This is a genomic window from Allosaccharopolyspora coralli, from assembly GCF_009664835.1.
GTDB lineage: Bacteria > Actinomycetota > Actinomycetes > Mycobacteriales > Pseudonocardiaceae > Allosaccharopolyspora > Allosaccharopolyspora coralli.
In genome coordinates this window covers 1,889,785-1,909,111 of sequence record NZ_CP045929.1, presented here as the reverse complement: position 1 = coordinate 1,909,111, position 19,327 = coordinate 1,889,785, and the positions used below count along the sequence as shown (strand labels likewise).

Here is a 19,327-nt window from a genome sequence, read left to right as displayed (position 1 = left end):
TCACGGGCCACTCGGTACGAGACTTCCCCGTACCGGATGCGCTCGACGCTGAGCGCGGGCGACGATCAGCGTCGGAAGACCTGCAGCGCGGCGGGGGCGTGTCTGGCGTGGCGCGACTCGGCAGGAGGTCTCAGGTGGCGCGACGAGCACAGCACGGACGGGATGCGCGCGTCCTCGTCCTCGAAGGACAGATCGACCGGGTGCGATCCCGAGATGCCGCCCGGCAGCGGCAACTTCGAGGGGTTCTCGCCACGAGCCGTTCTGTTGACGGACACGGACTCGCGGAGCTTGTCCTGCTCCCGGTGTTCGGGTTCCGTCCGGGTCTCATGGACCCACGGACGGGCCCCGGACATACCCGAGTCGACGCTTGCCGAGACCGTCCACGGAGACACCACGGCGAACACGGCGACGAGCAGGATGCTCGCCGCCACACGCATCGCCGATCGACCTCCACCGCGCACCGGGGGCCTCCGAAAGCTGAACAACTCGCTGGGTTTGCGACGACTCCGACGGCGGATCACCGTCTTCGACGCCATCACGTGGAAACGTTAGCAGCGGCGGGTTACGCGCTCGTGAACTCAGGATAGCCAATTCACCGAAATCGTTCACCATGATCGGCCGGGTAACAAAGATCACATCAACCACGGCAAACACCCGACCGCGTTACCACATCACTCGACAGCGATCGAGCGAGAAGGGATTTCCTCACCCAACGCAATTTCCGCCCGTCCACGACAGGGATTCCATCGGGTGGAACGGAAGAAAAACGACCGCATCGGCCCGAAAGGCGTATCCAGGGTGACGGGCGCGCGGCGTAGCCGGTGAGCGCCGCGCTCGAGCAACGGAGGCGCCGCGCAGCTCGGTTGGGCGCGTGCGAGGGACACCGTCGAGGTCACCTCGATCGGGCGGATCGCGCCGTCGTTCGCCTCGCTCAGCGAAAGGCCGGGTAGGGCAACAACTCCAACGCCCCGGAGCCGAACCGGTCCACCAACGCGTCCACGATCAGGTCCGCGTACTCGGCGATCTCCGGTGCTCCCGCGGCTTGGGCGTCCTCCCGGACGCGTCGCCAGCGGTCCACGAGTGCCGTGCTCCGGCGCGGCGAGGGCATGTGCACGTCGATCGGTGAATCGAGTTCACCCGTGCGCGGCAGGAACCACCACGTCGACACCCACACCCACAGCAGGTGCGCGTCGAACAGGCGCGGCAGCAGCACCGCGTCGTCGTCGAGATCCGGCCACACCTCCACGACCTCCGAGCGCCAGGTCGCCAACAGCGACTCGCCGAGGTTCTCCGGCATCGCGTAGGAACACCACGAGGACGGGAACGGGAACTGCAGGTACGCCGCATCCAGCACGATGTCGCGCACGCACCCCCACTCGAAGTCGAGGAACCGAACACCGTTTCCGGTCACCAGACTGTTGTCCGGGCAGATGTCGGACGGGCTGAACGAGCGGTACCGGGTCGACCCGAGCAGCTCTGCGGCCCCGTGCATGCGCTGCCGCACCGGATCCGAGGTCGGCACCGACAGCAGCTGGTCGAACAACGCAGGCAGTTCGTCCAGGGCCCGCCGGATGTCGTCGGCGACCGGATCCTGCCACGACGACGCCCCGAGCCTGCGCATCAGCGCCTCGAAATCCGCCTCGCGCCCGGCTTGCGACGTGTGCATCCGCCCCAGCGAACGCGCCCAACCCAGCAGCGCACGCTCGGCGGCCCGCGGGTCATCGGCGAAGAGCACGTCGGCGAGCGTGGAGCCCTTGCCGAGATCCTCCAGCACGAGTAAGCGTTCCTGCACGTCGTGGGCGATCAGCTCCGGGCCCACCCGGATCTCCGGCGGCAACGCGGTGGCCAGCTGGCAGCTCGCCGCCTCGTGCGCGAACGGATCCGAACGCTCCCACTCCGGGTGCTCACCGTAGTGCTTCACGACCAGTGTCCGCGGCAGCTCGAACGGGGTCTCCGCGACGCGCACCCGCATCACGACCGACCTCTCGCTGCCGCCGAGGTCCTCGGCATCGGCGAGCCGGACCGAGGCACCGGCGCGCTTGCTCAGCACGGCTTCCGCGGTGCGGAGGGTGTCGGACACCTCCGAACTCGCGGGAACACGGACCTCCGGCGGGCCGGTGGTGATCTCCACGCTCATCGTCTCCCGAGCCTACCTGGAACTCGCTGATCTCCCTGCGACCTGACCGGTCAAGACCCGGCGCATTCACGCAGGAGGACGGCGACCACGACTCGTCGCGATCGTGCCTGCCCCTGTCCCTGACGCGTCGTCCCCGTGGCGGGGTTGCACGTCCTGTGTCATTTCACCCGTGCGCCGGTACCCGCCGACGTGCCGTTGGAGCCAGGGCGCCGTCAGTTCGACGCGCCAGCCTCGGGCTTCTCGCGCTTGGCCGGCGTATCCACTCCGGCCTCCTTGCGCTGCTGCGTCGTGATCGGCGCGGGCGCTCCGGTCAACGGGTCGAAGCCGCCGCCGCTCTTCGGGAACGCGATGACGTCGCGCAGCGAGTCGGCCCCGGCCAACAGCATGCACAGCCGGTCCCAGCCGAAGGCGATGCCACCGTGCGGGGGTGCGCCGTACTGGAACGCCTCGAGCAGGAAGCCGAACTTCTCCTGTGCCTCCTGCTCGGTGATGCCCAACACGCCGAACACGCGTTCCTGCACGTCGGAGCGGTGAATACGGATCGACCCGCCGCCGACCTCATTGCCGTTGCAGACCAGGTCGTAAGCCCAGGCCAGCGCGTTCTCCGGGTCGCTGTCGAACTTGTCGGCCCACTCCGCATTGGGTGCGGTGAACGGGTGGTGCACGGCGGTCCAGCGGCTGTGGCCCATCGCGACGTCGTCGGTGTCGGCCACGTTCTCGAACATGGGCGCGTCCACCACCCACACGAATGACCACGCGTCGTGGTCGACGAGAGCGCACCGCTGTCCGATCTCCAGTCGCGCCGCACCGAGCAGTGCCCGCGCCGACGCACGATCACCCGCTCCGAAGAACACGCAGTCACCCGGCGATGCCCCGGTGGCCTGCAGCAGGCCGTCTTTCTCCGCATCCGAAAGGTTCTTCGCGACCGGACCACCGAACGTGCCGTCCTCGCCGACGAGTACGTACGCCAGGCCCTTCGCGCCGCGCTGCTTGGCCCAGTCCTGCCAGGCATCCAACTGCCTGCGGGGCTGGTCGGCACCTCCCGGCATCACGACCGTACCGACGTAGGGCGCCTGGAACACACGGAACGGCGTGTCCTTGAAGTAGTCCGTCAACTCGGTGAGCTCGACGCCGAACCGCAGGTCCGGCTTGTCCGTGCCGTATCGGGCCATCGCCTCGTGATACGTGATGCGCGGGATCGGGCCCGCGATGTCGTGATCGGCCAACTCCCGCCAGAGGGCACGCACGACCTGTTCGCCGACCTCGATGACATCGTCCTGCTCGACGAAGCTCATCTCGATGTCGAGCTGGGTGAACTCCGGCTGCCGGTCGGCGCGGAAGTCCTCGTCCCGATAACACCGGGCGATCTGGTAGTAGCGCTCGATTCCACCGACCATCAGCAGCTGCTTGAACAGCTGCGGGGACTGCGGCAGCGCGTACCAGTTGCCGGGCTGCAACCGCGCCGGGACGAGGAAGTCCCGTGCGCCCTCCGGGGTGGACCGCGTCATCGTAGGCGTCTCGACCTCGACGAACTCTCGGTCGGCGAGCACGTTCCTGGCGATACGGTTCGCTTCGCTGCGCAGCCGCACCGCTTTCGCCGGACCGCTGCGGCGCAGGTCGAGGTAGCGGTGGCGCAGGCGGACCTCCTCGCCGGCTTCCACGTGCTCGTCCAGTGGGAACGGCAGCGCCGCGGACTCCGAGAGCACCTCCAGCTCGGTTGCGGTGACCTCGATGTCGCCGGTGCCGATCTCGGCGTTCTCGTTGCCCTCCGGGCGGTGCACGACCTCGCCGACGACGCGGACGCAGAACTCGGCACGCAGCCGGTGCGCGCGGTCGGCCATCTCGCCCTCGCGGAACACGACCTGGGCGACCCCGGAGGCGTCGCGGAGGTCGATGAAGATCACTCCACCGTGATCACGGCGACGCGCGACCCAGCCGGTGAGGGTCACGGACTGGCCGGCGTGGCCGGTTCGCAGCGAACCGGCCTCGTGCGTGCGCATCACGGGTGCTGATCTCCTTCGTCCGGAACGGTTCCGACACCGGCGCGGTCGGCAGCGCAATTCCCGGCGTCGACGCACGGAACCCCGTCCGCACGCGGGCTACCAGGCTAGCCAACGGGTCGGTCCGCCCGTCCAGCAGGTTTCGGGAACAGGCGCTGCCGGCTCGCACGGGCGAGGATCCTGCACCGGGCGAGCAGGTCGGCGCTCACGCACGGCAGACTTCACCCCGGGATCGTCGTCAGCTGCGCCCGGAAACCGGGGGACGGAGAAGGCCATTCCGAAGGACTCCCGTGCCCACGGAGCAGGCCATTCCCCACTTCTGTCACCCCGAGCCACACCACTACACCCATAAGTGTGAGATCGGTTCCCGACTTTCTGTCGTTGCCGACGACCACGGTCCTCCTTAGCGTCATCCGGGAAGCTGAGGACACGAGGAGTAACCATGACCGGTCCGGACACCGTGACCCGTTCGATGCCCACGGCACCCCATGCTCTCCGCACGGAAACGCAGCGCCCGCTTCCGCCGGAACTGACCGAACTCCTGCGAACCGGCCCGTTCGAATCTGCACTGCGGACCGCCATCCGCGCGAGCCGCCTGAGCCTCGAACGCATTCAACACCGCCTGCGCGCCCGCGGAACACCGGTCAGCATCACTGCCTTGAGCTACTGGCAATCGGGGCGGCGCCGCCCCGAGCGCCCCGACTCGTTGCTGGCGCTGCACCAGCTCGAAAACGTCCTCGGCCTGCCGGACGGGGCGCTGTCGGCACTGCTCGGCCCGCCACGTCCCCGTGGCCGCACCCGCCAGGCTGCCAACCAGGCTCCGCCGCTGAGCACCCTGTGGTCCCCGGACGGCTCCACGGTCGAACTGCTCAACCGGGTCGACACCAGCCCCGACGGCAAGCTCACGCGACTGAGCCAGCACGACGTGGTGCACGTCGACGCGGCCGGTGAGCAGCGCAAAGCCCGAGTCCGCCAGTTGGTCCGGGCCGAATGCAACGGCGCCGACCGGTGGGTGATGGTCTTCGACGGTGCCTCCTCGAACGACACGCCGACGGTGATCCGGCCGGTGCGTTCCTGCCACCTCGGTCAGGTCCTCACCGACCACACCCGGGATCTGGTCGTCGCCGAACTGCTCTTCGACCACGCTCTCGAACGGGGCGAGACGATCATGCTGGAATACGAGGTGGTCGAGCCACCCGCGGGACCGCAGCACGAGGAACACACCTACTGCAGGCTTTTCCGGTTGCCGGTTCGGCAGTACGTACTGGAGATGCAGTTCGATCCGGCGCACCCCCCGGAGTCGTGCGAGAGCTTCGTGACCGACCCGTCCGGCCGTGCGGTGGAGACACCGACGTCGCTGGCACTGGATCGTCACGGCCGCACCCACACGGTGAAACTGGACTTCGGGTTGGGTGTTTTCGGTGTCCGGTGGACGCCCTCGGAGCCGGCGACGCAACACTGCCCGGCCAACGATCCGCTGACGACGGCTTCGGCGGTGACAAGCTCTCTGGCGGCTCGCTGACCGCCCTTTCCCGACTCCGGCAACCTGAGCATCGACGACCGGACGAACCCGAACCACCTTATCGGCAGCCGCTGAACACAATTCATCAGGAACGAACAGATTCGACAGCACATCCGAATCCATGACTCGCACCGATTCCCAACGAGGGGATTCTTCCCGCCTGCGTGCCGTATCGTCGTTGACGTTCCACGGTGAGTTCGAACGGTCTTCGGAACATGGGATGTCCGGCTCACCGGTGGCTTCCCGGGTGAACACGAGTCGACGACGCTTATCGGTGGGTGTCCACACAGCGCTCGAGCGAATCATTATGCTCGCGGCCATGATCGGCACCGACAGCGCGGGCTCCGCCACGTTCCGTGATCCGTTCCGGATCACGCTCGTGCACACGTGAGGCAGGACGGCGTGTCGGCGACCGAACCGTGGAACCTCGCTGTCGATCTGTTCTGGCTCTCCCAGGACGATCATTCCGGCAAGGCCCTGCTGCCCGCGACCCGATGCGGACTCGGCATCGGGTCGGCGCTCCTGGCGGAACTGACCATCGCCGAGTACGTGCGGCTCGACGACGACCTCGTAGTGCCGATCGGTTCGCTTCCGCCGCCGAACACGCTCGCCGACCAGGTCTTCACTCTGATGCTCACCGAGCCCGCGCCGCTCCCACTGGGTACCTGGCTGTCGTATCTGTCCCGGACCGCGCGCGACGACGTCGGCCGCTACTTGGAAGGCCAGGGACTCGTCCACGAACACCGATCCCGGCTGCGACGCAGCACCAAGTGGCCACCGACCGACCTCAACGCAGCGGGTAAACCGGAGAGCACGCTGCGCCTGCTCGTCATGGGCGGTCGCCCGTGGAGCGTGACCGACTCGGTGCTGTGCTGCCTGTCCGACGCGACCGGGCTCCTCGGACACGTGCTGGGCGCCGAGGACAGCCGCTCCGCCCGGCTCGCGATACCTACCGTGACTGATCGTTTACCCCCTATGATCCGATCGTTGCTGAGGCACACCCGCGCCGCACTGAGCGCCGCGGTGCTGTCCGAACGCCGATGACAATGCTGATCGCACGAAGTGGCTGGTGACCGTGTCCGAGTTTCCGTCCGCTCCGACCCTGACGGGCGAGCGAAGCGCCGTGAGCCGCACTCTGGCCGAGCGCCGTGTCGGCAGTACGACGATGATCAGCTTCGTCGGCGCGGCTGCCGCACCGTTGATGGTCGTGGCTGCACTCACGAGTACCGCCTGGGCGGTCACCGGGTTCGTCGGAATCCCGGTGGTGTTCCTGCTGATCGGTGCGGTGCTGATGCTCTTCGCCGTCGGCTACACCGCGATGTCCCGACACGTCACCAATGCGGGTGCCCTCTACTCGTACGTCACGCACGGCCTCGGTCGACCCGTCGGCGTCGGCGCCGCGTTCATCGCACTCATCGCCTACAACGGACTGCAGGTCGGCCTCTACGGCGCACTCGGTGTGATCGGCAGCGAGCTCATCGCCGCACGCCTCGGCGTCACCGTGTCTTGGTGGATACTCGCGCTCGTGTCCTGGGCCGCCGTCGCGGCGCTCGGGGTGCTGCGCATCGACATCAACGGACGGGTGCTCACCCTCCTGCTGGCCGCGGAGTGCGCGATCATTCTGGTGGCCGACATCGTCATGATCGCCAACCCGGCGTCCGGTTCGGTCTCCTTCGAAACGCTCGCCCCGTCGAACCTCGCCACGCTGGCGATCGGCGCACCCATCGTCGTCACCGCCACGGCGTTCGTCGGTTTCGAAGCACCGACGGTCTACGCCGAGGAAGCGCGCGACCCGCGCCGCACCGTTCCGCTCGCGACCTTCACCGCGCTGCTCGTGATCGCCGCGCTGTACGCACTGTCGTCCTGGGCGCTGACGGTGAACTTCGGTCCGGACGGAATCGTCGCGGCCTCCCAGGAGCAGGGCCCCGAGTTGCTGTTCAACGCCGTCGCCGCCCAACTCGGCGGGCCGGCGGGGGACATCGCACGCATTCTGTTGCTCACCAGCATCTTCGCCGGCCTGCTCTCGTTCCACAACACGGTCGCCCGGTACAGCTTCGCCCTCGGCCGCGAACAGGTCCTGCCGTCCGTGCTGGGACTGACCTCCCGCCGGTCCGGCTCGCCCAAGGTGGGTTCGGTGGTGCAGTCCTCGATCGGGCTGGTCGTGCTGGTGCTGTTCGCCGCGACGGGACTCGACCCGATGGTGCACCTGTTCTTCACCCTCGGCACCGGCGGGGGCCTCGGGGTGCTCACGCTGCTCGCGGGCACCAGCATCAGCGTCGTCGTGTTCTTCGCCCGACGACGAACAGCCGGGGCCTCGATACCGACGATGATCGCGGCCGTCCTCTCGTCGCTGCTGCTCTGCACCGGCGTAGGCCTCGCCCTGTCCAACATGGACGTTCTGCTGGGCGTTCCGCCTGGCACTCCGGTGACCTGGGCGATTCCGGCCCTGTACGTCGTCGCGTTGGCCGTCGGTGTCCTGTGGGGGCTGCGTATGCGGCGCCGCAGTCCCGACGCGTACACCCTCATCGGCCGCGGCGCCCTCGCCGAACTCGGCCCTGTCCGGGACTGACCCCCACGCACCGACCATGCCTTGGAGTACCGCACCATGAGCAGCACGATCGTTCGTTGCACCCCGTCCGACTCGGAACACGTGACCGGCGTCGTGCGTCGGGCGTTCCAGGACAACCCGGTGACCGGCTGGCTCGGCGCCACCATGACCGACGACGTGGACCGAGACCGGCTGTTCCACGAGTATTTCCGGGTCTTCGTAGACCACGCGCTGCAACGCGGCCAGGTGGAAGCGACCGCCGACGGACACGGCGTCGCGCTGTGGTTGTTGCCTGACGACGAGGGCCCCGCGGAGTACGAGGAACGCATGGCCGCGATCACCGGCGAGTACTATCCACGCTTCGAAGCCCTCGACAGCAGGATGCACGCCGCGCATCCTGAGGATCGGGTACATCACTTGGCCTTCCTCGCAGTCGAACCGGGTGTACAGAGCCGGGGCCACGGCACGGACCTGCTGCTGCATCATCACGCGACGCTCGACGAGCAAGGTGTTCCCGGGTACCTCGAAGCCTCGGCGCCGCGCAATCGCGCTCTCTACGAACGCATGGGCTACACCCTCACCGGCGCGACGATCGACCTTCCGGACGGGCCGTCGATGTGGCCGATGATGAAGCCACCTGCCTGACCCGACGGACGTCACAGCAAGCTCAGTTGCCGTGCAGCGCCCCCGCCGGCCGATGGCACCGCCGCCCGCGGCCGCGCTCCGCGGTGGGCTCGAGCCGGTTGTTCCCGATCGTCGACCGTACGGCCACCGTACCGGCGTTGCGCCTCTCGAACCCGATGCACGACATCGTCCTGATAGGACTTCGGCGGGTACGCACCCCTGCGGTACAAGCGTTCGTAGAGCGGGAGAAGATCGGGACGCTCGTCCTGCAACCAGTGGTGGTACCACTCGCGAGCCCCGGAACGCAGGTGCAGCACCAGTGGGGTCACGTTCGTCGCGCCCGCGTCCATCAGGCCGTGGACGGTCTCGTCGATCTGCTCGTCGGAGTCGCTGAGGCCGGGCAGGATCGGTGCCATCAGAACCGAGCAGCCGATTCCGATCTCCCCGAACCTGCGGATCACGTCGAGCCGTCGTCGCGGTGACGGCGTGCCCGGCTCCACCACGCGCCACAGCTGTTCGTCGAGCGATCCGATCGACACCGCTACCGAGACGTCGGTGACCTGAGCCGCCTGCCGATACAGGTCCAGATCCCGCAGGATGAGGGTTCCCTTGGTGAGCACCGAGAACGGGTTCGCGTGGTCCCGCAGCGCAGCGAGAATCCCCGGCATCAAGCGATACACGCCGTCGGCGCGCTGGTACGGATCGGTGTTGGTCCCCATCGCGATCGGTTCCCTGCGCCACTTCGGGTCAGCGAGTTCGCGACGGGCCAACTCGGCGGCGTTGACCTTGACGACGATCTTGCTGTCGAAGTCGCGGCCGGAGTCCAGGTCGAGGTAGGTGTGGGTGTTCCGCGCGAAGCAGTATCGGCAGGCGTGCCCACACCCCCGGTAGGGGTTGATCGTCCACCGGAACGGGACCTGCGAGGCACTCGGTACGCGGTTGATGATGCTCTTCGCGCGGATCTCGATCGCGAACGCGTCGTCCGTTCCGGACTCGATGGGGACAGGGTCCGGCAGCCGCAGCCCCGCCCGACCGCCACCGTCGGGGACACCGCGTCGTTCCGGGAGTGCACCGAGGTCGAGGTCGAGAGCCGCCGTCTCCGCCCGGACGGCGTCCTGGGACTCGACCGACTGCCCGAAGTCCACGCGCTGCTGTTCCCATCGCATGGGTACATTCGAACACAGTTTCGAACCGCTGTCGACCGATCGCCACCTCGCCCCTCGATCGTGCGAAACCACTCCACCTCCCCACTGAGGCGAGCGGCACTTTCGCCTCGTCTCGCGAGGTGAAAGTGCCGCTCGCCTCATCCCGGGTAGCTCGACGTCGGGCGGCGTTTTCGACTACTCGCTGAGCCCACCGTGGTACCGCCATACGATGCCGGGGTGGCTGATGACGATCTCGAGCGCCGCTCCCCCACTTCGCACGAACGCGGCCGTCGTGCCGGGCGCAACTCCGCACTGGGCGACCAGAACATCCACCGCAACACTCCTGCGGAAGCAGGGCCTTCGCGACAGCGCAGCAGCGGGCACGGGCACGGGCACGGGCCGACGCCACCGGCTTCTCGGCCGGTGAAACACCTGCTCGCCCTGGCACTCGTCCCGTTCGCCGCCGCCGCGATCATCGGTGTTCTCGTGCTCTACCCGTTCGGCCACGACCAACGCACCGGCGCCGACCTCGGCTTCGGCCAGTACCCGGTCAACGGTGAGATCGTCGCGAGCACTGTCGGATCTTGCACGGAAGGCGGAACCACACCGGCTCCCGGCGAGGCGGGCTGCCTCATCGTCGACGTTCTGATGCAGGACGGGCCGGCATCCGGGGAAACGATCCAGCAGACCGTTCCGCGCGAACCCGGAACGCCCGCTTTCGCGGCCGGTGACGAGGTGGTCCTCGCCTACTCCGGCACCGACCCCGGGGCCGAGTCGAGCTTCCAGCTGGTCGACTTCCAGCGCAGCGGTTCGTTGTTGGTGGTCGCACTCGTCTTCGCGGCGGCCGTGCTCGTGCTCGGTCGCTGGAAGGGCCTGTCGTCGCTGATCGCGCTCGGACTGAGCTTGATCGTGCTCGTCGGGTTCATTCTTCCCGCCATTCTCGCGGGACGCGATCCGCTCACGGTGGCGGTCGTCGGCTCCGGCGTGATCATGTTCGCGGTCCTGTACCTGACCCACGGATTCTCGGCACGCACCTCCACCGCCGTGCTGGGCACGCTGGTGAGCCTCGGTCTCATCGGCGGCCTCAGCGCCCTGTTCTCCGCGACGACGCAGCTGACCGGACTCGACGAGAACACCGCGGGGCTCATCGGTGCGCTCGGCGCCTCCATCGACCCTCGGGGACTGCTGCTGGCCGGCATCGTCATCGGCGCTCTCGGGGTGCTCGACGACGTCACGGTGACGCAGACCAGCGCGGTGTGGGAGCTGCGGCGCGCGAATCCGTCGATGTCGTGGCGGGAGCTCTACGCCGCGGGCGTGCGCATCGGCCGCGATCACGTCGCTTCCGCAGTGAACACCCTGGTCCTCGCCTACGCGGGCGCCGCGCTGCCGCTGCTGTTGGCCTACACGCTGTCCGGGCGCACTTTCACCGAGATCGTCACGTCCCAGTCGGTCGCGCAGGAGGTGGTACGCACGCTCGTCGGCAGCATCGGCCTCGTCGCCGCCGTGCCGATCACGACGCTGATCGCCGCGCTCGTCGCGGTGCGGGAGTCGGACGCCGCCTCCGCAGGTCCGGCGGATCGGGTCGCGCGAGCGGCGTCGGCGAGCGCAACGACCGCCACCCACTGGCGACCGACCACCCCTCGCCGGGACCGCGACTGACGGTCGAGGAGACGTCGGTAGAATCTGGAGCAATCGCTCAGGTTCTTTCGCTGTTCGGAGGTAGCCGCATGCCGTGGATCTTTCTGACCCTGGCGATCGTGTGCGAGGTCAGCGCCACGACGGCGCTCAAGTTCTCCGAGGGCTTCACCCGGCTGGTGCCGTCCGCGATCGTGCTCGTCGGCTACGGAGCCGCGTTCTACCTGCTCTCGCTCGCACTCGTGCGCGGAATGAGCCTCGGCGTGGCCTACGGCGTGTGGGCAGCGCTCGGCATCGCCCTGCTGGCGGTGATCGGCGCCGTCTTCCTGGGCGAGAGCATGACCTGGATACAGATCGTCGGAATCGCCTTGGTCATCGCCGGCGTGATGGCACTGGAGATGGGAGCCGAGCACTGATGAACCGCTCGGTGGACGCCGAGGCCGACGGGCGCCGCCGCAAAGGCGAGCACCGACGCAGGCTGCTGCTCGAGGCGACCATTCGGGTGCTTGGGCACAGCGGGGCAGCCGGTGTCACCCAACGCGCGGTCGCCCGCGAGGCGGGTCTGCCTCCCAGTGCGGTGCTGTACTACTTCGCCACGGTCGAGTCGCTGCTGCTCGCCACGCTCACCGCGTGCAACGACCGCTACATCGAACGGCTCGAACAGATCGGTGCCGAGAGCGAATCCCGCGCGCTGGAGCTGCTCGCCGCGGAGATCTCCGGTGACGCCTGTGAGAACCGAGCGCGTTTGCACGCCGAGTACGAACTGTTCCTTCTCGCCGCGCGGAACCACCGGCTGCGCACCGAACTCGATCGGTGGACCGCGGCCCTCGACGCGCTGATGGCGCGCTACGTGCCCGAGCCGACAGCCCGTGCCGGTGTTACCGCCGCCGTCGACGGCCTGTTCCTACGCTGTCTCTGCGGCCAACATTCCACCGCCCCCGAGCAGGTGCGGGAAACCCTGGCGAGCCTGCTCCGCTGAGCTCGCCTCCAGAGCCGGATCTCGTCTACAGGGATGCGACGAAGCGGGACACCGCCTGGGCGGGCACTCGCTGCGCCATCCGCCCCTGCGGCGCCGCCGACGCGAGCCGATACAACGGCCGCTCCGGTGCCGCGTCGCCCCGGGCCTCGGAACGCAGCTGGGCGACGAGCAGTTCGGAGAGCACCAGCGCGTGCGAATGTCCTGTTGCCGCGAGCGCGTCGGCGAGCCGCCGCAGCGAGTAGACGCCCTGTTCACGCCCGCCCGTACCCGCGTAGGTCGCGAGTGCGATGTTGAGGGTCTTGCCCTTCGGCGGCCCGCTGGCCAGCAGGCTCACGGTCCGTGCTCCCCGTACGTCGGTGACCAGCACGTCCAATCGCTCGGCGTCGGCGAGGTCGACCACCCGGGTTCCGAACGCCCGGACCCCGAGCCGCCCGCCACGCAGCCAGTAGGTCTTGCGGGCCTCGCTCCACGCGAGCAGCAACACCGGCACTGCCACGACGGCGGCACCGACGAAAAACCCCGTCGGCCCGGCGACGAGCCCGACGAGTCCGCCGAACGCACATCCGAGCACGATCGCCACGACGCCGACGTTGCGTGCTCGCTTCCGGATCATGCTGCGGTCGAGCAGGTCGAGCGGAACCGTCTCCGGTTCCGGCGCGGGCTCACCGGGTGAAGCCGACGGCGACGGCTCGGGGTCGGTCATGCCTTCGCCACCGCGCTGAGCACCTCGTCGACCAGTCCGTCCAATGGCATCGAACGCTGCTCACCCGTACTGAGGTCCTTGAGCTGCGCCTCCCCCGCTTCGAGGTCACGCTCACCGAGGACGAGAGCGAACCGTGCCCCCGATCTATCGGCCGCCTTCATGGCGCCCTTGAGACCCTTTCCGCCGTAGGCGAGGTCGACCCGGACGCCGGCCGCGCGCAACGCTCCCGCCTCGCGGACGAGCCGGCGCTTGGCCGCGTCGCCGAGCGGGACCCCGTAGAGATCGCACCGCGCCGCGCTGCCGACGTCGAGTCCCTCCGCCCGGCAGGCCAGCAAGGTGCGGTCCACGCCGAGTCCGAACCCGACACCGGAGAGCTCCTGCCCGCCCAGTTCGGCCATCAAGCCGTCGTAGCGCCCGCCACCTCCGATGCCGGACTGGGACCCCAGTTCGTCGTGAACGAACTCGAACGTCGTCTTCGTGTAGTAATCCAGGCCTCGCACCAGTCGCGGGTTCTCGTTGAACGCGACTCCGAGGTCACGGAGGTGCTGCTTGACCGACTCGTAGTGCTCGCGAGCCGAGTCGGTGAGGTGGTCGACCATCAACGGCGCGTCGGCGACGAGCTCGCGCACCTCGGGACGCTTGTCGTCGAGCACACGCATCGGGTTGATCTCCGCGCGCTCACGTGTGTCCTCGTCGAGCGACAGCGACCGCAGGAACGCCAGCAGCCGCTCGCGATACTGCGGGCGGCACGTGTCGTCGCCGAGGGACGAGAGGTCCACACGGTGCCCGGTGAGCCCGAGCCGCCGGTATCCCTCGTCTGCGATCGCGATGACCTCGGCGTCCAACGCCGGATCGTCCACGCCGATCGCCTCGACCCCGACCTGCTGCAACTGCCGGTATCGGCCCGCCTGCGGACGTTCGTAGCGGAAGAACGCGCCGTGGTAGTAGAGCTTGACCGGCAACTGGCCGCGGTCCAGTCCGTTCTCGATGACCGAACGAATGACGCCGGCGGTGCCCTCGGGGCGCAGGGTCACCGAGCGACCACCACGGTCGGCGAAGGTGTACATCTCCTTGCTGACGACGTCGGTCGACTCGCCGACGCCGCGCGCGAACAGCGTGGTGTCCTCGAACAGCGGTAGCTCGACGTAGCCGTAGCCCGCCCGGCGCGCGGCGTCGGTGAGCGCGTCCCGCACGGCGAGGAACGCCGCCGAGTTCGGCGGGAAGTATTCGGGAATGCCCTTGGGGGCGGTGAAAGTGGTCATCCGTGGTTGTTCCGGTTCTCCTGGGTCACGAAGCGGAGCCGTCCGGGGTCGCCAGCCCCTGCAGGAACGGGTTCTCCGCGCGTTCGCGCCCGATCGTCGTGGTGGGTCCGTGGCCCGGCAGGACGACGACCTCGTCGTCCATCGGCAGCACGCGCTCGGCCAGGGTGCGCAGCATCTGCCCGTGGTCGCCGCCGGGCATGTCGGTCCGTCCGATGGCACCGGCGAACAGCGTGTCGCCCGCGAGCACGAGGCGACCGCCCTCGTCGGTACCGGCACCGAAGAGCACCGATCCGCCGGTGTGGCCGGGGCTGTGCGTGACGTCGAATCGCAGGCCCGCCGCCTCGATGACGTCGCCGTCGGCGATCTCCCGGACCTCCGGCGGCGCGGGCCAGGCCGACAGGTCGCCGAGCAGTTGCTGCCCCATCGGGCCGATTCCGGCAGCCGGGTCGGTGAGCATGTACCGGTCGTCTGGATGGATCCACGCCGGGACACCGTGCTCGCGGCAGACCTGTTCCGCCGAGTACACGTGGTCGAAGTGTCCGTGGGTGAGCAGCACGCCTGCCGGGGTCAGCTCGTGTTCGGACAGCTGCTCCGCGATCCCGTCGAGGGCGTCCTGACCTGGGTCGACGACGACACAATGCTGCCCTCGCCCCGGAGCGAGGACGTAGCAGTTCGCCTGGAACGCGCCGACCGGGAACCCGACGACAAGCACGCGCGCCACCTTTCGTTCGACCGACGGAGGACACCGCGCCACGCACGACGCGACCTCCCCAGGCTAGCTGGCCCACCTCGGGCGGTTTCGCCGAACCCGCCACCGCATAAACTGCGTGCCGACGTCAGGTCACAACGGACCGGGAGGGAGCAGGGTGCCCAGCAACGAACAGCGCCGTGCGGCCGCCAAGCGCAAGCTCGAACGCCAGATCGCCACGCGCGAACAGAAGGCCAAACGGCAACGGATGATCGCGATCGGAACGACGGTCGCCGTCGTCGTCGCGGTCGTCGTGGGCTTCGCGTACTTCAGTAGCACCAGCGGTGAGGACCCCGCCGCGGCTCCGGGCGGCCAGCAGGGGCAACAGGGCGAGCAGGCACAGCCTGTCAACATTCCCACTGAGCCCGCACCAGCGCCGCAGCGTCCGCAGCCGCTACCCGACCCGGTGCAGTGCGAGTACCCGGCGAACGGACAAGCGTCGAAGCCGGTGCAGCCGCCCGAAGGCGGCGACACGTCCTCGAAGGGCACCGTCGAGGCGACGATCAAGTCCAGCCAGGGCGACATCCCGTTGACGCTGGATCGCCCGCTGGCGCCGTGCGCGGTGAACAGCTTCGTCTCGCTCGCCCAGCAGGACTTCTACGACGCCACCAGCTGCCACCGGATCGGGACCGAAGGCTTGCAGATGCTGCAGTGCGGCGACCCGACCGGACAGGGCAGCGGTGGTCCCGGATACTCGTTCGCGGACGAGACGTTCCCCGAGCTGCAGTACGGGCGGGGCTACCTCGCGATGGCGAACTCGGGGCCGGACACCAACGGCAGCCAGTTCTTCATGGTCTTCGGTGAGGCGCCGCTGCCCCCGGACTACACGGTGTTCGGGACGATCTCAGCCGACGGCCTCAAGGTCATCGACGAGATCGCGAAGGCCGGTCACGACGGCTCTTTCGAACCCAGCCCCGGCGGCGGCAAGCCGAACCTCGACGTCACCTTCAACGACGTCCAGGTCCAAGCCTGACCGATCCACTCGGCGGTGCCGGGGTGCAGGCATGGGCAAGGGCCGCAAGGCGCCTTCCGCCACGTACGCCACCGGCACCGCCGCGGGTTCTCCGAGCGTCGGCTCGCGAGGGCAGTGCCTTCGCCGCGTAGGTCGCTACCCAAGAAGGCGCGCCCGCAGCGAGACGGCGCCCGGAGGTTCCGCCACCCGCACCGCACGCACAGTGCGCCGACCTCACGTAGCCGAGGTGATGCGGTAGACGTCGTAGACGCCCTCGATGTTGCGGACCGCCTTGAGCACGTGCCCGAGATGCTTGGGGTCGCCCATCTCGAACGAGAAGCGACTCACCGCGACCCGGTCGTTCGACGTGGTCACCGACGCCGAGAGGATGTTCACCCGCTCGTCGGCGAGGATCTTCGTGACGTCGGAGAGCAGCCGGTGCCGGTCCAGCGCCTCGACCTGGATCGCCACCAGGAACAGCGACGACGACGTCGGCGCCCACTCCACCTCGACCAACCGCTCCGGTTCCTTGCGCAGGTCGTCGGCGTTCGTGCAGTCGGTGCGATGCACACTGACCCCACCGCCCCGGGTGACGAACCCGAGGATCTCGTCGCCCGGCACCGGGGTGCAGCACTTCGCGAGCTTCGTCCACACGTCGCTGACGTCCTTGACCACGACGCCGGAGTCTCCGGTGCTGCGGCGCTGGATCGTCGACGGCGTCGACCGTTCGGCGATCTCGTCCTCGGCCTGGTCCTCACCGCCGATCAGTGCGACGAGCCGCTGCACGAGATGGTGCGCGGAAAGCTGCCGCTCCCCCACCGCCGCGTACAGGGCGGTGATGTCGACGTAGTGCAACTCCTTGGCGACCGCGCCGATCGATTCGGCGGAGACCAGGCGTTGCAGCGGCAGCCCGAGGCGGCGTATCTCCCTGGCGATCGCGTCCTTGCCGGAGTCGATCGCCTCCTCCCGCCGTTCCTTGGCGAACCACTGCTTGATCTTCGTCTTCGCCCGCGGCGAGGCAACGAACGACAACCAGTCCCGGCTCGGCCCGGAGCCCTCGGCCTTCGAGGTGAAGATCTCGATGACCTCGCCGTTCTCCAGCTTGCGTTCGAGCGCGACGAGCCGACCGTTGACGCGCGCGCCGATGCAGCGGTGGCCGACCTCGGTGTGCACTGTGTAGGCGAAATCCACCGGCGTCGACCCGGAGGGCAAGGTAATGACGTCGCCCTTCGGGGTGAACACGAAGATCTCGCGAGTCTGGAGGTCGTAGCGCAAGGACTCGAGGAACTCACCGGGGTCGGCGGCCTCTCGCTGCCAATCGAGCAGTTGGCGCATCCACGCCATCTCGTCGACCTCGACGGCCTGTTTGCCGCCGGCCTGCTGCCCGTTGCGGCCCTTGGTCTCCTTGTAGCGCCAGTGCGCCGCGATGCCGTACTCGGCCGTACGGTGCATCTCCTGGGTGCGGATCTGCACCTCGAGCGGTTTGCCCTCCGGGCCGATCACCGTGGTGTGCAACGACTGGTACACGCCGAACCGGGGCTGGGCGATGTAGTCCTTGAACCGGCCGGGCATCGGCTGCCACAGCGCGTGCACCACGCCCATCGCCGCGTAGCAGTCCCGCACCTCGTCGACGAGGATCCGCACACCCACCAGGTCGTGGATGTCGTCGAAGTCGCGACCCCGGACGATCATCTTCTGGTGGATCGAGTAGTAGTGCTTCGGACGCCCCTCGACCGTCGCCGACAACCGGGCAGGCTTCAGATGCGTGGAGAGCTCCTCGACCACCTTGTTGAGGTAGGTGTCCCGCGACGGGGCGCGGTTCGCGACGAGGCGCACGATCTCGTCGTACTTCTTCGGCTGCAGGATCGCGAACGCGAGGTCCTCCAGCTCCCACTTCACGGTCGCCATCCCGAGGCGGTGCGCGAGCGGGGCCAGCACCTCCAGTGTCTCGCGCGCCTTGCGGGCCTGCTTCTCCGGCGGCAGGAACCGCATCGTGCGCATGTTGTGCAGCCGATCCGCGAGCTTGATCACCAGCACCCGCGGGTCGCGGGCCATCGCGATCACCATCTTGCGGATGGTCTCGGCCTCGGCCGCCGCCCCCAGCTTGACCTTGTCCAGCTTGGTGACCCCGTCGACCAAGTGCGCGACCTCGTCGCCGAAGTCCGCTGCCAGGTCGTCGACCGAGTAGGCCGTGTCCTCCACCGTGTCGTGCAGCAGCGCGGCGACCAGCGTGGTCGTGTCCATTCCCAGCTCGCCGAGGATCGTCGCCACCGCGAGCGGATGGGTGATGTACGGGTCGCCGGACTTGCGCCGCTGCTCGCTGTGCTGGTGTTCGGCGACGTCGTAGGCGCGCTGCAGCAGTCCGAGGTCGGCCTGCGGATGCAGGTCACGATGCACCGCGGCCAGCGGCTCGAGCACCTGCTTGAGGGTCCCCGGCCGTTGCGCTGTGATCCGCCGCGCCAACCGGGCCCGCACCCGCCGCGTCTTCGACGCAGGTCGCGGCGAGGTCGGCCCGACGGCCGACGCGGTCGGCTCGAGGTCTTGGCTCACACACGCTCCCGGGCGCCGCGATGGTCACTCGTCCCAGGTCCGGTCCTCAAGGACCCGTGTATCGAGGATACCGCTACTGCCGAGGCACTCCGTGCCGGGATCGCGTCGGCCACGACGAACGGTCCGTCCGTACCGAGGAACGCCCCCTCGCCGTTCGGTCGGGCCGATCACCGGTCCCTCGCTCACGCGCTCGGGCCCGAACGGCGCGCTCCGTGTTCATCTAGGCGCCACCGCCTGCATTGCGCAGCGTGGTCTCACGGTCGATGTCCGGGGCGTTGAGCACGGAGCCGGGTACGGCCGAATCCGCGTGTTCGGTCGTCGTGTCAGCGAGGTGAGTGTGCGCGGGCAGCCCGGAAATCTTCATGGCCTTGCCATTGAATTCGCAGTACTCGACCGGCGTGTCTCCCACGAGCTCGTTGACCCCACGTTCGGACCGCAGCGCGCAGGTGGGACACAGCCCGTCGGTGACGTGGGACGTGTCCCGTTCGCATTCGAGACATCGCACAGATCCAGTATACCGGG

The 19,327-nt window shown here is 68.6% G+C and carries 17 protein-coding genes; 8 read left to right on the top strand and 9 right to left on the bottom strand.

The genetic code is table 11. The features are described from left to right. Positions 1 to 65: 65 nt before the first annotated feature. The 3 genes from GIY23_RS09080 to aspS form a co-directional block, all read right to left on the bottom strand. On the bottom strand, positions 66 to 437 hold the full coding sequence (locus GIY23_RS09080) for a hypothetical protein (protein WP_154076243.1): 372 nt from the start codon (positions 435 to 437) through the stop codon (positions 66 to 68). 494 nt (positions 438 to 931) lie between these two features. Continuing rightward, positions 932 to 2,137, bottom strand: coding sequence for a hypothetical protein (locus GIY23_RS09075; RefSeq protein WP_154076242.1), 1,206 nt, complete (start codon positions 2,135 to 2,137; stop codon positions 932 to 934). Between the two features lie 212 nt (positions 2,138 to 2,349). Continuing rightward, positions 2,350 to 4,140: an aspartate--tRNA ligase gene (gene aspS, locus GIY23_RS09070; protein ID WP_154076241.1), complete on the bottom strand. Its 1,791-nt coding sequence runs from the start codon at positions 4,138 to 4,140 to the stop codon at positions 2,350 to 2,352. A gap of 439 nt (positions 4,141 to 4,579) precedes the next feature. Here aspS and GIY23_RS09065 point away from each other — a divergent pair, with 439 nt between their 5' ends. From GIY23_RS09065 to GIY23_RS09050, 4 genes are all read left to right on the top strand, one after another. Further along, a complete protein-coding gene (locus GIY23_RS09065) occupies positions 4,580 to 5,659 on the top strand; it encodes a hypothetical protein (protein WP_228717629.1) in 1,080 nt (359 codons plus the stop codon). A gap of 402 nt (positions 5,660 to 6,061) precedes the next feature. Next, positions 6,062 to 6,703 (top strand): GOLPH3/VPS74 family protein, encoded by a 642-nt coding sequence (locus GIY23_RS09060; RefSeq protein ID WP_187352070.1) that lies wholly within the window; start codon positions 6,062 to 6,064, stop codon positions 6,701 to 6,703. A 79-nt stretch (positions 6,704 to 6,782) separates the two neighbouring features. Next, a complete protein-coding gene (locus tag GIY23_RS09055) occupies positions 6,783 to 8,228 on the top strand; it encodes an APC family permease (protein WP_222850272.1) in 1,446 nt (481 codons plus the stop codon). A gap of 36 nt (positions 8,229 to 8,264) precedes the next feature. Next, on the top strand, positions 8,265 to 8,852 hold the full coding sequence (locus GIY23_RS09050; RefSeq protein WP_154076239.1) for a GNAT family N-acetyltransferase: 588 nt from the start codon (positions 8,265 to 8,267) through the stop codon (positions 8,850 to 8,852). A gap of 11 nt (positions 8,853 to 8,863) precedes the next feature. On the opposite strand, the gene GIY23_RS09045 is transcribed toward GIY23_RS09050, so the two are convergent. After that, positions 8,864 to 9,997 (bottom strand): Rv2578c family radical SAM protein, encoded by a 1,134-nt coding sequence (locus GIY23_RS09045; protein WP_154076238.1) that lies wholly within the window; start codon positions 9,995 to 9,997, stop codon positions 8,864 to 8,866. Between the two features lie 216 nt (positions 9,998 to 10,213). Here GIY23_RS09045 and GIY23_RS09040 point away from each other — a divergent pair, with 216 nt between their 5' ends. From GIY23_RS09040 to GIY23_RS09030, 3 genes are all read left to right on the top strand, one after another. Next, positions 10,214 to 11,635, top strand: a complete 1,422-nt coding sequence (locus GIY23_RS09040; protein WP_228717628.1) for a YibE/F family protein — start codon at positions 10,214 to 10,216, stop codon at positions 11,633 to 11,635. A 68-nt stretch (positions 11,636 to 11,703) separates the two neighbouring features. Continuing rightward, positions 11,704 to 12,027 (top strand): DMT family transporter, encoded by a 324-nt coding sequence (locus tag GIY23_RS09035; protein WP_154076237.1) that lies wholly within the window; start codon positions 11,704 to 11,706, stop codon positions 12,025 to 12,027. Further along, positions 12,027 to 12,590: a TetR/AcrR family transcriptional regulator gene (locus tag GIY23_RS09030; protein WP_154076236.1), complete on the top strand. Its 564-nt coding sequence runs from the start codon at positions 12,027 to 12,029 to the stop codon at positions 12,588 to 12,590. The genes GIY23_RS09035 and GIY23_RS09030 overlap by 1 nt, the downstream gene beginning before the upstream one ends. A gap of 25 nt (positions 12,591 to 12,615) precedes the next feature. On the opposite strand, the gene GIY23_RS09025 is transcribed toward GIY23_RS09030, so the two are convergent. Genes GIY23_RS09025 through GIY23_RS09015 form a run of 3 tightly spaced genes read right to left on the bottom strand, consistent with a single transcriptional unit; the run spans position 12,616 to position 15,267 of the window. Then, complete coding sequence (locus tag GIY23_RS09025; RefSeq protein WP_154076235.1) at positions 12,616 to 13,293, bottom strand: hypothetical protein; 678 nt, start codon at positions 13,291 to 13,293, stop codon at positions 12,616 to 12,618. Beyond that, a complete protein-coding gene (hisS, locus tag GIY23_RS09020) occupies positions 13,290 to 14,555 on the bottom strand; it encodes a histidine--tRNA ligase (RefSeq protein WP_154076234.1) in 1,266 nt (421 codons plus the stop codon). The genes GIY23_RS09025 and hisS overlap by 4 nt, the downstream gene beginning before the upstream one ends. A 25-nt stretch (positions 14,556 to 14,580) precedes the next feature. Further along, positions 14,581 to 15,267: an MBL fold metallo-hydrolase gene (locus GIY23_RS09015; protein ID WP_154076233.1), complete on the bottom strand. Its 687-nt coding sequence runs from the start codon at positions 15,265 to 15,267 to the stop codon at positions 14,581 to 14,583. Between the two features lie 154 nt (positions 15,268 to 15,421). On the opposite strand from GIY23_RS09015, the gene GIY23_RS09010 reads away from it, so the two are divergent. Further along, complete coding sequence (locus GIY23_RS09010; RefSeq protein ID WP_154076232.1) at positions 15,422 to 16,276, top strand: peptidylprolyl isomerase; 855 nt, start codon at positions 15,422 to 15,424, stop codon at positions 16,274 to 16,276. Positions 16,277 to 16,489: 213 nt separating this feature from the next. Here the strand turns inward: GIY23_RS09010 and GIY23_RS09005 are convergent, their stop codons facing one another. Together GIY23_RS09005 and GIY23_RS09000 are read right to left on the bottom strand one after the other, a co-directional pair. Continuing rightward, positions 16,490 to 18,805 (bottom strand): RelA/SpoT family protein, encoded by a 2,316-nt coding sequence (locus GIY23_RS09005; RefSeq protein ID WP_154076231.1) that lies wholly within the window; start codon positions 18,803 to 18,805, stop codon positions 16,490 to 16,492. A gap of 220 nt (positions 18,806 to 19,025) precedes the next feature. After that, a complete protein-coding gene (locus GIY23_RS09000) occupies positions 19,026 to 19,310 on the bottom strand; it encodes a hypothetical protein (RefSeq protein ID WP_154076230.1) in 285 nt (94 codons plus the stop codon). Positions 19,311 to 19,327: the final 17 nt, after the last annotated feature.